Genomic DNA, 12,605 nt, shown 5'->3' with positions numbered 1-12,605 from the left:
CATCCAACCTGTCTTTCGCCGCTCGTCACCCAGCAAGCCGTCCAGGAAAAGGTTCGCGGATGCTGCAACTCGCTCCTGCGTAAACAGTCGCCGCATACGAGCCTTGACGTCACGCAGCGACGATGCCCAAAGTTCCAGCGTCGTCTCGATTGATGCACCCATCATCCATGACCTCCGAATCATGGAGACCCATAGATTCAGAGTTTATAGAAATATGCAACTGTAATGCTAGTCGGCGGATCAACGTCGGTGTGACGTGCCAGATTAAATCACGCCTTCACCTGTTGAATTCCACATGAAACTCACCCCGGCACTGTAAACTTAACGCTGTGAAAACAAGATCTGGGAGTGAGGCTTTGGTTCATGCGGCGAGAAGGCGCGCGATTTAGCGCCATGCTTGCATGGCGGTTGCTCGCAGTTGGCGATGGTGGGTGGATGGAATATCGTGGCGGGGAACGTTTAAAGAGGTTGGCGATCGGGTCATGGATGGAAACGAAACGCTAAAGCTGTCGCGGTGACTTGAAGCACCTCATGATCCTCTCCCGTCGTCGGACGGGTTGGTGAGAATTCTCCGCCCGGTTGTTCAGGCCCTTGTGCGAGCGATGCTCGACGCCTGGCATGATCTCCCGCTTCGCCGCACCATAGGACCGGAGCTTGTCGGTGATCATCACACGCGGCGAACGGCCTTGCCCTTTCAGAAGCTTCGCATCAAACGCTTTGCAGCCTTGGCATTGCGGCGGCTTTGCACCAGCACGTCGAGAACAAAGCCGTCCTGATCAACGGCGCGCCAAAGGCAGTGTTTGCTTCCGCCGATAGTGATGACAACCTCATCGAGGTGCCATTTGTCGCCGAGCTTGCCGGCTGATCGTCTCCGTATATCATTGGCGAGGTGTCTGCCGAACTTCTCAGCCCACAATCTCACGGTCTGGTGAGAGACGATGACGCCACGCGCTGCCAGCATATCCTCGACCATCCGCAGGCTAAGCGGAAACCGGAAATAGAGCCAAAGGGCATGGGCAATCACCGCCGCTGGAAATCGGTGGCGACGATAAAGAGGATCACGAGTAAATCTGGTCATCCCACCAGATCCCACTTTTTGATCGATGCCCGGTTAACGTTACAGTGCCGTCGCCAGCCATCGCGCTCGCGCAGGATTCCGTTGATCGGTTCGTCCTCTCCGCGGCCTCATCGCTCACCACGGGGCTTGATGCGCATTCCTCGCCTAAGCTGGAACCCATCGGCGAGTTCGAAGTTGTCCCACTTAATCAAGTGTGTGGAGTTTCACAACGCTCTGGCCGATATTTCCATTTGACGTTGATCCATCCAATCACCGAGAACCCATTGACAAATTTGCTATATCGATATCGAGCCGGGGTCACGACGAAATACAAAATTGGGTGAAATCACGACGCAAATGAACATACTTTTCTTTGAATTGCCACGCACTCCCTCCGCCCTGTCGAGTTCACACGGTTCGGAACAGCGCGCCGAGGCGAGACTTGATGTACGTAATCGAGGATGCCACATCTTTGGCAACACCGTCGGGAACTCCATTGAGTCCCTGCGTTAAGTCTTGCAGTTGCTGGCCAATGAAGCTGCTCGCTTCAAGCGCTGCCCCAGTTACGCCATTTTGCATATTTGCTGCAAACTCGAGTAGCGCGGCCTGCATTCCGTTTGGCGGTGCGATCCGCGCTCGAGCGACGTCGGCAGGCGACGCGCTGTAGGGTGTGGTATCGAGCCAGTCAGGCCCCAGATTGTCTGGATTGGCGAGGGTCAGAGCAATCGACAGGTCTGGTGCGACCGCATCGCGTTCCGTCAAAGGTGGTCCTAAAGTGGGGAAGCGTTTGCGCAACGTCGCAATGATTGATGTGTGATCAAAAGGCGTGTCGTTGTGCGGTCGTAGAACCGTGCCCTGGCGAACGTAGGGCGAGACAATGACAGCGGGCACCCGCACACCGTACCGACTAAAATTGAATGCGGCCTCGGGTCGTTTCGGCTCCGGCGGTTGTGCCGGCGGAGGCGGAACGTGGTCATAGCATCCACCATGTTCGTCATAGGTAATGACAAGAAGTGTTCGGGTCCAAGCGGGACCGTTGCGAACCGCGTTATAAACATCGGCAATCAGCTGTTCGCCAAGAGTTGCGACGTGGGGCGGATGCTGATCGTTCGGCAATGATACGTCGGCGAAATAGCGTGGCTCAATAAACGAGTAGGCAGGCAAATCTCCAGTTTTCGCGTCGGTCAGAAATTCGTCGAAAAGTCGAAAACGACTGAGTGAAAGCGAAAGCTTCTCAAGCGTGATCGATTGCGGCACGTCATGGAAATAGATTTTCCAACCACCGGGCAATTGCGCATCGTCGATGCGGTTGTAAATCGTCGGCATCCGGTATGGGAAGTGAACAGGTGAATTGTTCTCATAGCCATTGGCCGTAGCAGTATGTACGAAAAAGCGGTTCGGCCAAGTCTGACACGGAGCGGAAGCAAACCAGCGATCGCACACGGCGAACTGCCGCGCCAGTTTGCTGATTACGGGAACCTGCTCGGGCGTGAAATAATGCATCACACTTCCGGGATCATACACCCCTGGCGAGTGGGCTGCCTGAGCTTCATAATTCTTCACAAAGCCGCTCATATCTGGCTTCGCTCCGGATTGTGGTTCGCTCGTGCCGAACAGCTGCATATTGATGTCTGTCCAACTCTCCCCCGGATCGGGAGTGGGTATGGACATCGTCGCGTCGCTGGAGCCGGCTTTATTGTGAACAGCGTATGCAACACCCGCCGCGTTGCGATTGGCTTCGGAACCCGACAGACCATCAAAATCCGGTGATTTGGGATAGAGTTTGCCGAGCATGCTGTCGAAAGATCGGTTTTCCAGCATGAGAACGACGATGTGTTGGATCTGATTGAGTGCGCTCATTTTGTGGCCTTTGAACGATAAGGTTGAGAGGACTATCTCAAAAGTTGCTGGCACGCGCCGGTTTCTCACCGATCCAGCGAATACTCATCAATTTAACCAGGCGGATGGGCGAATCCTGATCGGCGATAGCGCCGGAAAAGGGCGGAGGCCTTTACGACAAAATTCACAGCCTCCGCAGAAATGGTATCCTCCCTCCCATAATGATCGAATGGGCCCATGAGGTCCACCGAGTAGGAGAAGACAATGCCCGCCCGATGCCCAGAGCCGAGGAAACACCCGGCAAAGACGCCCATGCGGTCGTCGAATATCTGACGATGTTTTTGAAAATCATCTACGATCTTCCACATCAGATCACAGCACGTCGCGCCGAAAAATCGCGCCAGCGTTACCGAGAGTGGCCGCAACTTCGCCGGCGCTCCAACGACAACTTATGCTTCAGTTTTTAAACAGCGAACGGAAGAACCTGGCCAGGGAAACATGGTTGATAGCGTCAAGAGCGATGTCAGTGCTCTGGTGAAAGGTACACACTTGAGACACCTCGTAGTTTCGCGCTGGCGGGGATGCCCCTCTTGCCTCAGAGCTCTTCTTCGGCGGTAGCCAACCTTTCGCCTTCATTGGCCGTTGCCAATTTATCATCCGCATCGACGTCACCCAGTTCCTCGCCTTCCTGCCGGAGGCTCATGAAGACGACGATCACGACAATCGCAGCGAGAAAGATTGCGCTTGTTATGATCGTGCCGAAGCCGAGGCCGCCATATTGCATAGGCTGAGACATCAGGTCGCCAAACGACGCACCCAGAGGTCTGGTCAGAATGTAGACCAGCCAGAAACCGAGTATCGGGTCGAGACCGAAGAAGAAGTAGCCGAGACTGAGCGAGATGATGATCATGCCGAACAGGACGCCTGTAGCAAGGTATCCCAGCGCGAACTTCTCGGCCACCAGATCACCGGCTGCGGTGCCGAGCGCAAAGGTGAACAGAATGGCGAGCCAATAGAAGGCCTCGCGCCGACTGGTGAATATCGAGTGAATTGAAAGCGTCCGCTCCGTCTGGAACCATAGCAGAAAAGTCAGCGCCAAGGCGATCGAGAAAGCGATCGTCGTGTCCAGCAGAGGCACATGGAAGTTGTCGACCAGGTTGTCGGTAATCAGCGTGCCGACAATGCTGATGAGCACTACTGAAAGCCAATAGGCGGCAGGAACATACTTCTCCTGCGCAAATTGCCAGACCAACGCGCCTGCCAGAATTGCGGACATGATCAATGATGTCGCCGTCAGGCCCAAACCCATCTGCACATTGAGATAATCTGCTGCCGTTTCGCCCATCGTGACAGCCATCAGTTTGATCAGCCAGAAATCGGCCGTAACGCGTGGAACACGATTGTAAACGACGGGTTTGACGGTTTGGGTCGCAGTAGGCATGACGAGTATCCTCGAATGAACGGTGAACATCTCTCAGGGGCGATCAGTTCGGAGGGCGCGTGAAGACACCGTCTGCCTAGTGAGCAGACTGGGCCGGATTGTTGAGAACCGCCATAAGGGCGGCAAGCGTCTTGTTAACTTTGTCAGCCGACGGAACGGATTGGCGTAGCGCCTTGAGCGCCGCGTCGGAGGCGGCATCAATGTTGTTCCAGTCGTTCTGGTTTAGGGGACGGATCGCGGTCTCGGCCTGGTCCCAGGCTGTTTCATAGTCGGTGATGCGCTTTGCGGCGCCAGCGAGATCGCCCTTGGAAGCAAGAGCCTGAACATCGGCTACGATGGTCTTGAATGATGATAGATCGCCGAGGTCCGCCGTTTTGGCGGGGGCATTGTTGGCGTAGAGTTCAAAACTCGTGAAGGCCGCCACCGGAGCAACAATAAGCGCGATGGCAAGAAAAATCTGTCTCATCAGCGGATTCCCCTGGATTCTGGCAATGGAAGAGAGCGTTACTTCAATATCGCTCCTCGCGGATTGATTGGCACACCTGCGGCGGCGACGCGATATGCTCGCCGCTTTGCCATAGGTGCTCCGTTCGCCCAGTATGACTACGGGGATTCAATTAGCTGAGAATTAGAGCGGGTGTCGGCGTGGGGCCGGGCACCTACTCGACCGACTATCAATCGCGCGAAAGCGGCGGCGGGTAATGTCACCGACCGCAGCAATCTTCACTTCTGTGGGGTCAGGCGGGAGACGACCGGCTTACCGCCCTTGTCAGTATAGGTTAGCTGGACCTTCTCGCCGACGCGGAGCTTGGTGTCTTCGATCCCCTCGGGTAAGACATAGGTGTTGCCGTCCGATAGCGTGATCGTATCGGCATTCTTGCTGATCGCGGTGATCGTGCCGGAGATCTGGGCAGCGAACGCAGTACTCATAGGTGCCAGAACCAGCATTGCGGCCATCAACATCTGCGGTTTCATGTTCTTTCTCCTTTCACGGTTTCAGCCCCCGTCTCTGCTATTTTTTCGACGGCAGCGCGGGCTGCAAGTAAAGCCAGTCCTCACTCGCCTCTGAGCTTCTCGGTGACGTGTGTCCGGCTGCGCATCGCCTCGCCCGTCGCGGCCAGCAGGGCAGCACCAGTCGCAGTGACGATGAGGGCAACCAGATAGCGCCAGGGCACCGAAAGTGTCTCGGGGGGCGGGTCAAACACCCCGGTCAATAGCTTGACGAGCACATAAGCAATCAGGACCCCGATCAAGAGGCCCAAGAACATGCCGCTGCCGACCACCAACGCAGCCTCGCTCCAAACGAAGGCGCCGAGTTGTCGCGGCGTCGCCCCGAGAGCGACGAGGACCGCGAAAGAGCGCTCACGGTCGGCGAAGCCCAGACCAAGCACCAGTCCGCCCGAGGCGGCAAGCATGACCAGCGCGAAGATGAGCTCAAGCCGCGTCAAACCGGCGAGGTCTACCGCCGTGAGACTCGATCCGATCAAGGCGACGACATCACCGATCTGGCTCACCTTGAGCACGGGCAGACCCGCAGTCGCTCTTTGAGCGGCCCGGACGATGCGAGCCGGATCGCCATTCGATCGGATGAGGACAATCTCGCTTCCTGCGAAGCCGGTCTGCTGCGCAATGTAAGCCGCGTTGACGACCAGAAACGAATCCTTGGGTGCGGTCGGAAATTCGCGCACCACGCCCACGATGTGAAAGGGCACTATATGGTATTGATGATCGGCGGCGCTTTGTAAACGCAAACTGATGCTGTCGCCGCGACTGAGCTGATAGTCATTCACGGTTTCTTGCGATACGAGCACGCCATCGGGCGTTCGTGCAAGGTCCGCGAGTGTAGCCTTGGCATCACCACTCGCGAAATAGGCGTCGGACATCGCCGTGGCGGACCCGATGCGTATCGGATCGATGCCATAGAGATCTTGAAGGTCGGTTCCGACGTACGCGTAACGGTGTTGCATCGGCTGGGCTGCCACCACACCCGGCAGCTTGGAAAGACGGTCGAGCGCCTGCGATGCGGGCACGGCGGATGTGCCCGTGACGGTGACGTCGGCGCCGTTTGTGAGCTCGGCGTCGATCCGGGCCTGGGCCTCATAGGTGGCGTTGAAGATTGCGGTCGAGGCAGCAAAGGCAAAGGCGAGGGTGGCCAAGCCTATGCCAGCGGTCAGTCGCGGACCTTGCCGTCCAAATGTCCCAGCTACCACATCCGCAAGACGACCTGCGACAGGCCGAAGGCCCCTGGCGATGACCGACCGGCCGTGCCGCAGTCCAACCCCAACGAGCCGCATGACGAATAACGCCAAGCCGATCCAGAGCAGCGCAGGGGCCAGGAAGGCTGTATAGTCGACCGCCGTTGCCGCCACGCCCTCCGACGCGAGAACGACTTGGTATCCGCTCGCCGCCGAACGCCAGTAGAACGTGATGGCCAGCGCCAGCAGGACCAAGTCGAGATAGCCGCGAGCCCATAGCGGTGTCCTGTGGTCGCCGACTTGTCGCCGGGCGGCCACAACGGTAGAGCCGCGGGCGTCGCGCCAGGCGGGGATCAGGATCGCTGCGAGCGCCAGTGCGACCCCGAACCCGGCCACAACGCTGAGCAAAGCAACCGCCGCGCTACGCATGAGCGCCACCCCAAGGACGAAGTGTGCGGCGAAAGCGCCAAGGAAAATACCCAGTATCGCGCCGCTGACGCCAGTGACTACCGCCTCAGCCGCAACTAGGCGAAGGGCCGCGTCGACCGTTGCCCCACGCAAGCGCAGCAACGCTTGATCGCGGCGGCGCTTGTCCCGCCCGGCGCCGGCTACGGCAAGTGTGAGCAGTGCGGCAAGGATTGCTCCGGGGGCGCCGAGGAACAGGAAGACCAGCCGAGCATAGAGCGCATCCTCGCGCACTGCCTCCAATCGCGCCGCGAGATTGTTCGCAAGCAGCGCCGCTCCGGCCACGCGAGCTTCGAAATTGCGACCGTGCTCCGTCGCCGCGGTACTTGCAGCGACCGGGTCGGACGGCAAGTCGTGATGATCGAACTTGACGTGGAATTCGGTCTGAATGGTATCGGGCCGGCTCGCGCGCTGCGGCTCGAACACCTGCTGCCACTGAAGCATAGGCAACACTAGAACGTTGTCGGGCGGGGCTTGCGCTGCGGCACCAGCCGGTACACCGATCGCCTGAAAGATCGCATCGGCGTTCGGCAAATCGACGATGCCGGCGATCGTCACGTTGATGTCGGGAGCTTGGTAGCGATGGATGACGACCCGATCTCCTGCCGCGACATGCAAATTGGCGGCAGTCTGCTGCGCTATCAGGACACCGTCGACGGATCCGACCAGCCGACGAACCTGTGCCGGGAACAGGTCGAAATAGCTTGGTTCGATGCCGAGCACCATACCGCCACCTGTGACCTGCACGGTGCCTCCCGTGTTCGCCTCGAAGCCTGGTACGTTGGCATAGCTGACCAACTGCAAGCTGGTAACCGGCGCGGCGGAGCGGATCGCAGCCTCGACCGCACCGTGATCCGCCCCCGGCAGCGGTTGGACCTGCCAGTCGACGGACACCTGGGCGACCGCCCGCGCCGTCATCTCAGCCGCGCTAGACTGCAAAAAGGCACCCAGGCACACGATGAAGGCGACTGTCAGCGCAACGCCGCCGATAGTGCCAGCAACGCGGCCGGAACGGGTTCGCATAAGCCCTATCAGCCATTGATTGTACATTCGGACCTCTCGGCCATGCTTTCGAATTTCCCGTGACGCATCCGCCAGATGCGGTTCATCTTCGCAGCCACGCGCTCGTCATGTGTGGCGATGATAATCGCGCTTCCCGTCTGCTGCCCCCAGGTAAGGAGCCGGTCGACCAGCATCGCAGCTCCAGCCTGATCGAGTTGGCCTGTCGGCTCGTCCGCGACAATCAATTCCGGGTTGGTTACGATGGCCCGGGCTGCGGCGATCCGCTCGGCCTGGCCGCCGGAGAGTTGCTCGGGAAGCTTCGACGCCAGAGTTTCGACCCCGAAAGTGGATAGTGCGGCAAAGGCTCGCGCTTCGGCCTCGGTACCGTTGCTGAGAAGGATCGGTAGCTCTACGTTCTCGATGGCGGTGAGCGCAGGCATCAGGTTCGCGGATTGGAAGACGACGCCGATCCGTTCGGGGCGCAATCTGTCGGCTGGACCGAGCCCTGACCAATCCACTCGACCCGAGCTTGGAACGTCCAGCCCGGCGATCAGATTCAAAAGTGTTGTCTTGCCGCAACCCGAAGGTCCAATGATTGCGATGGTTTCCTCTGCGCGAATCCGGAAGGAGCAGCCTTGAACGGCCATCACCACGCCCCGCTCGCGCTGAAAGCTGCGCCACAGATCGACGGCCACTACCAAGGTCCTAGCCATGCACGATACCTCCATCTCGTATGTCGATAATGCGATCGGCTCGCGCGGCAAGCGCGGGGCTGTGCGTGACGATCAGGACGGCGGTTCCGCTACGACAGTTTTCAATGAGGCAATCGATGATGAGCTGTTCCGTTGCTGCATCGACCTCGGCGGTCGGCTCATCGCAGAGCAAGATCGCCGGCTTTGCTGCGAGCACAGCTGCTAGGCCAGCTCGCGCTGCCTCACCGCCTGACAGGTGGGCAGGTAATACGTCGGCGAGACCGCTGAGGTCCAGGCTGCCGAGAAGGCTATCGATTTCATCCGGCCGAGCTCGGCCGGATATCACCATCTGGAGATGGATGTTAGCCCGCACCGTCAGATGATCGAATAGATTGCCGGACTGCATGAGTATACCGAGATGGCGGGCCCTCAAGCGAGCCCGCGCCGACTCGGGGCGCCGGGTCATGCGCTCTCCCAGGACCGACACCATGCCGCCGTCCGGCTCGTCGATACCGGCAAGACAGGCAAGCAGCGTCGACTTCCCGCTGCCCGAGGGGCCCCTCAATGCGGTGAATTCCCTGGCATCGAGGGTAAGGCCAACCCCGCGCAGGGCCACGACTTCGTCATCACCGCTATGAAAGAAGCGGTAAAGCTCGGTTGCCTCCAGCATGGACATGCGTTTATTTCCACTGCAGAGAGTTAGAGATCAGCTGCCACTGGTCGACGTTGTCCGCACCAGCCGGCGCGGCGAGATCGAGTGTGACGGTCTTGCCGTCTCTGAACACAATAAAGCGCTCGTGCTCGAGGCGGATCTGCTTGCCCGTGACCGGATTGGGCGCGGAATTCGACAGATAGCTGATGCGAACAGCCGGTCCAGCCGCGAGTTTCACAGCCTTGACCGCGGAGATCTTGACGGCGTGCCCGCCTGTTTCAAGGTCTGTGATCTCACTGGCCTGGACTGAGGCAACTGTTGGAGCCGCGGTCGCCACACCAAGCGAAGCGTCTATCTCATCGTATTTGTCGAAGAACCGAACGCTGTGGTCGCTTGCCGTCCGCGACCACCCCTCGGGCACCTTCAGGCTAAACCCGTCCGGTGCGTTGTAGATCACGAAGACCTGGTTGTCGGGAATGTCGCCCGGTGGATTCTTCTCGGGCGCAATTAATTTCTCCTGCGCAAAGGCGGGAAGGAGCATCCCGGATGATACCATGAACAGCATGGCCGATACGGCGGCGATTCGACCGCGAACAGTCATGATTAGGCCTCCTTTGCACTCGAGCAACGGCATATGACACCTGTAGAATTAGAAGGGCCTTAGGCGGCCATCCGCCCCGCAGGCGCATCGATAACTGGCTTCTGTCCAGCTGGGCGCGTTTGGTCTACTGTAGGGCATGCGTGTTCTCATAATCGAAGATGATGCAATGCTTGGTAGGGCCCTCACACAAGCCCTCGACGATGCCGGCATGTCGGTAGACTGGGTACGCGACGGGCATGCCGGGGACGAGGCTGTTGCCGTTGGCGGGCACGCTCTTGTGTTGCTCGACCTCGGTTTGCCCGGCCGTTCGGGCCTGGAAATCCTCCGCTCGCTGCGGACTGTCGGCGACAAGAGACCGATCCTGGTGATCACCGCGCGCGACGAACTTGATGATCGCATCGCGGGGCTCGATCTTGGGGCCGATGACTATTTGGTGAAGCCGTTCGAAGTTAGGGAGTTGCTCGCACGCATGCGTGCGGTCCTGCGCCGACATGGCGGCCAGGCGGTCTCGGTCCTCTATACAAGTGAGATCGAGCTCGATCTGTCGAGCCACGAGGTCACGTATCGGGCGTGCAGCCAAGTGTTGCCGGCGCGGGAATTTGCACTGATGCATGCATTGTTGGAGCGTCCTGGAACCATTCTCTCACGCAGCCAACTTGAAGAGAGGCTATATGGTTGGGGTGAGGAGGTGGAAAGCAACGCTATCGATGTGCTCATCCATTACGTGCGGCGCAAATTCGACAAGGACATCATTCGCAACATCCGTGGAGCGGGATGGATGATCCCAAAGTGAAGGGCATGATTTCGATCCGACGCACAGCTTTCATATGGCTCGCTGGATTGATGGCGGCCATCTGCGTCGGCGCGGCGACAACATCCTACTTTCTGGTCAGGAACGAGTCATCCGACCTCCTCGACAATCAGCTTCGGCAGATTGCGCTCTATGTCGGGGACGCGCCGGAGGCGCCAGTAGCCGACCTGGATGCCGGTGTGCCGCACGATCCCGAGGACGACTTCGTCATTCAGGTCTGGGACTCGACAGGTCGGCTGTTGCGACAATCGCATCCCGCCGTCGGTATTCCTCGGCTACAAGCGACTGGGTTTACTGACGTCTCGACCGCCCATGATAATTGGCGCGTCTACGCGCTGGTTGCATTGAATCGAACTGTTCAGGTTTCCCAGGAGATGAGCGTGCGCCAGGAGCTGGCGGCCAATGCAGCATTCCAGGCAGCGCTTCCGATCGTTGTTCTGATTCCATTGTCATTGCTAACGCTGAGCTGGATCATTGATCGGATTATGGCTAGGCTCAATCGCTTGGCGGTTGCGGTCGCTTCTCGAGACGTCGCGGCTGACGCCCCAGTTCCGATCGACGATGTGCCAGCCGAAGTCATTCCCTTCGTGAACTCAATTAATCTGTTGCTCGCACGGCTTCGCGCATCGCTGGAGCGGCAGCGGCGATTTATCTCGGATGCGGCCCATGAATTGCGCACGCCGCTCTCAGCGCTGCAAATTCAGATAGACAACCTTCGGCACGACGACCGGGATGGGCGTTTTTCCCACCGTTTGGCCGAGCTCGAAGCTGGGATCGGCAGGGCCACCAGCCTCGTAAGCAAGCTCTTACGCCTCGCTCGCTACGACGCCCGCGAGACCGCACCCGCGCCGCAGCCGATCGATCTCGTCCGGCTTGTAATCGATACTGTTGGGCGCCTGACCCCGCTCGCAGAGAGCCGGACGATCGACCTTGGCGTCACGCGGCAGGACCAGGCCGTCGCGATCGGCTCGCTTGCCGATTTCGAAATTATCCTTGGAAACCTCGTCGAGAACGCTGTGATGTACACGCCAGCGAACGGAACCGTCGACGTCGCGGTGGTGGTCGCCGGGCAAGAAGCACGGATTGAGGTTCGCGACACAGGCCCCGGCATCGCGGAAGAAGAGATGCCGCGCGTCTTTGAACGGTTCTTTCGGGCCAGGCCTCAAGATAGCGAGGGGAGCGGTTTGGGGCTGGCGATCGCAAAGGCGGCAGCCGATAGACAGGGCGCACGTGTCGCGCTCGCCATGCGCGAGGATGGGCCTGGCCTTATCGCATGCCTCGTTATACGGCTGGTGTCGGTGAAGGCTTAGCGTTCGCTTCCAACTTGGCCGAGCGACGCCGCCGTCCCGACGGGGTGCTATCTAACAGTCTACTGGGGCTCATGAATACAATAGCCGGTATTTCCGACAACGTGGAGAAGAGGCACATCGAACGGCGCGTCGATCTTAGCACGCAACCGGTTAATACAGGTCTCCACCACACTTGTCTTCGGGACGAAATGGAAATCCCACACCTGCTCCAAGATCATCGTTCGTGTTAAGGTCCGACCTTCAGCGCGCATCAAAACCTCCAGCAACATGAACTCATGTGATTGTAGCTCGATGGTAATACGGCGTCTCGATAAATCTGACTCACGGGCTTCCCAAGAGGGGATGAATCTGAATCTCTGTGGCAAACGGGAGGTTTGCTGCGATGGGTTCAGCGATTTCATTGCGAGAAGATTTTGATGGCGAGCGTCTGCGCCGTCTGGCGCGCCAGAGTAAGGATGCCGCTCAAGCCCGGCGACTTTTAGCGCTTGCCGTCATCTATGATGGCGGCTCTCGTTCAGACGCCGCCCGCCTGGGCAATAT

At 58.9% G+C, this 12,605-nt stretch carries 10 protein-coding genes and 4 pseudogenes; 3 read left to right on the top strand and 11 right to left on the bottom strand.

The genetic code is table 11. From position 1 onward, the window contains the following. The 10 genes and pseudogenes from QD409_RS34355 to QD409_RS34310 form a co-directional block, all read right to left on the bottom strand. Window positions 1–183: pseudogene (locus QD409_RS34355) on the bottom strand (IS701 family transposase); the annotation flags it as partial. Between the two features lie 317 nt (window positions 184–500). Next, window positions 501–1,078, bottom strand: a pseudogene (locus tag QD409_RS34350) (IS6 family transposase). Window positions 1,079–1,465: 387 nt separating this feature from the next. Beyond that, window positions 1,466–2,917: an alkaline phosphatase family protein gene (locus QD409_RS34345; protein WP_430764929.1), complete on the bottom strand. Its 1,452-nt coding sequence runs from the start codon at window positions 2,915–2,917 to the stop codon at window positions 1,466–1,468. 574 nt (window positions 2,918–3,491) lie between these two features. After that, window positions 3,492–4,337, bottom strand: coding sequence for a COG4705 family protein (locus QD409_RS34340; RefSeq protein WP_430764928.1), 846 nt, complete (start codon window positions 4,335–4,337; stop codon window positions 3,492–3,494). 76 nt (window positions 4,338–4,413) lie between these two features. Beyond that, window positions 4,414–4,803, bottom strand: a complete 390-nt coding sequence (locus QD409_RS34335) for a hypothetical protein (RefSeq protein WP_430764927.1) — start codon at window positions 4,801–4,803, stop codon at window positions 4,414–4,416. A 257-nt stretch (window positions 4,804–5,060) separates the two neighbouring features. Then, on the bottom strand, window positions 5,061–5,312 hold the full coding sequence (locus QD409_RS34330; protein WP_430764926.1) for a DUF1344 domain-containing protein: 252 nt from the start codon (window positions 5,310–5,312) through the stop codon (window positions 5,061–5,063). Window positions 5,313–5,392: 80 nt separating this feature from the next. Further along, entirely contained in the window at window positions 5,393–8,020 is a 2,628-nt protein-coding gene (locus QD409_RS34325) for an FtsX-like permease family protein (RefSeq protein ID WP_430764925.1), read from the bottom strand. Between the two features lie 8 nt (window positions 8,021–8,028). After that, complete coding sequence (locus tag QD409_RS34320; RefSeq protein ID WP_430764924.1) at window positions 8,029–8,712, bottom strand: ABC transporter ATP-binding protein; 684 nt, start codon at window positions 8,710–8,712, stop codon at window positions 8,029–8,031. After that, on the bottom strand, window positions 8,705–9,367 hold the full coding sequence (locus QD409_RS34315; RefSeq protein WP_430764923.1) for an ABC transporter ATP-binding protein: 663 nt from the start codon (window positions 9,365–9,367) through the stop codon (window positions 8,705–8,707). Before QD409_RS34315 ends, QD409_RS34320 begins: the two co-directional genes overlap by 8 nt. Window positions 9,368–9,371: 4 nt before the next feature. Then, window positions 9,372–9,944, bottom strand: coding sequence for a hypothetical protein (locus QD409_RS34310; protein ID WP_430764922.1), 573 nt, complete (start codon window positions 9,942–9,944; stop codon window positions 9,372–9,374). Window positions 9,945–10,080: 136 nt separating this feature from the next. On the opposite strand from QD409_RS34310, the gene QD409_RS34305 reads away from it, so the two are divergent. Both QD409_RS34305 and QD409_RS34300 read left to right on the top strand, forming a co-directional pair. Then, the gene (locus tag QD409_RS34305; protein ID WP_430764921.1) at window positions 10,081–10,737 is read left to right on the top strand and encodes a response regulator transcription factor; all 657 of its coding nucleotides are present in this window, start codon (window positions 10,081–10,083) and stop codon (window positions 10,735–10,737) included. Continuing rightward, window positions 10,719–12,065, top strand: coding sequence for an ATP-binding protein (locus QD409_RS34300; RefSeq protein ID WP_430764920.1), 1,347 nt, complete (start codon window positions 10,719–10,721; stop codon window positions 12,063–12,065). The genes QD409_RS34305 and QD409_RS34300 overlap by 19 nt, the downstream gene beginning before the upstream one ends. A 59-nt stretch (window positions 12,066–12,124) precedes the next feature. Here the strand turns inward: QD409_RS34300 and QD409_RS34295 are convergent. After that, window positions 12,125–12,388, bottom strand: a pseudogene (locus QD409_RS34295) (helix-turn-helix domain-containing protein); the annotation flags it as partial. Window positions 12,389–12,447: 59 nt separating this feature from the next. On the opposite strand from QD409_RS34295, the pseudogene QD409_RS34290 reads away from it, so the two are divergent. Beyond that, a pseudogene (locus QD409_RS34290) lies at window positions 12,448–12,605 on the top strand (IS630 family transposase); the annotation flags it as partial.

The sequence above is a fragment of the Rhizobium sp. BR 315 genome (assembly GCF_050577975.1).
Classification (GTDB): Bacteria; Pseudomonadota; Alphaproteobacteria; order Rhizobiales; family Rhizobiaceae; genus Rhizobium; species Rhizobium miluonense.
This window is presented reverse-complemented; position numbering and strand designations above follow the sequence as displayed.

What these genes read in the sequence shown, in the direction of transcription:
- QD409_RS34345 (WP_430764929.1), bottom strand. Translation starts at nt 2,917, where the DNA reads ATGAGCGCACTCAATCAGATCCAACACATCGTCGTTCTCATGCTGGAA.
- QD409_RS34340 (WP_430764928.1), bottom strand. Translation starts at nt 4,337, where the DNA reads ATGCCTACTGCGACCCAAACCGTCAAACCCGTCGTTTACAATCGTGTT.
- QD409_RS34335 (WP_430764927.1), bottom strand. Translation starts at nt 4,803, where the DNA reads ATGAGACAGATTTTTCTTGCCATCGCGCTTATTGTTGCTCCGGTGGCG.
- QD409_RS34330 (WP_430764926.1), bottom strand. Translation starts at nt 5,312, where the DNA reads ATGAAACCGCAGATGTTGATGGCCGCAATGCTGGTTCTGGCACCTATG.
- QD409_RS34325 (WP_430764925.1), bottom strand. Translation starts at nt 8,020, where the DNA reads ATGCGAACCCGTTCCGGCCGCGTTGCTGGCACTATCGGCGGCGTTGCG.
- QD409_RS34320 (WP_430764924.1), bottom strand. Translation starts at nt 8,712, where the DNA reads ATGGCTAGGACCTTGGTAGTGGCCGTCGATCTGTGGCGCAGCTTTCAG.
- QD409_RS34315 (WP_430764923.1), bottom strand. Translation starts at nt 9,367, where the DNA reads ATGTCCATGCTGGAGGCAACCGAGCTTTACCGCTTCTTTCATAGCGGT.
- QD409_RS34310 (WP_430764922.1), bottom strand. Translation starts at nt 9,944, where the DNA reads ATGACTGTTCGCGGTCGAATCGCCGCCGTATCGGCCATGCTGTTCATG.
- QD409_RS34305 (WP_430764921.1), top strand. Translation starts at nt 10,081, where the DNA reads ATGCGTGTTCTCATAATCGAAGATGATGCAATGCTTGGTAGGGCCCTC.
- QD409_RS34300 (WP_430764920.1), top strand. Translation starts at nt 10,719, where the DNA reads ATGGATGATCCCAAAGTGAAGGGCATGATTTCGATCCGACGCACAGCT.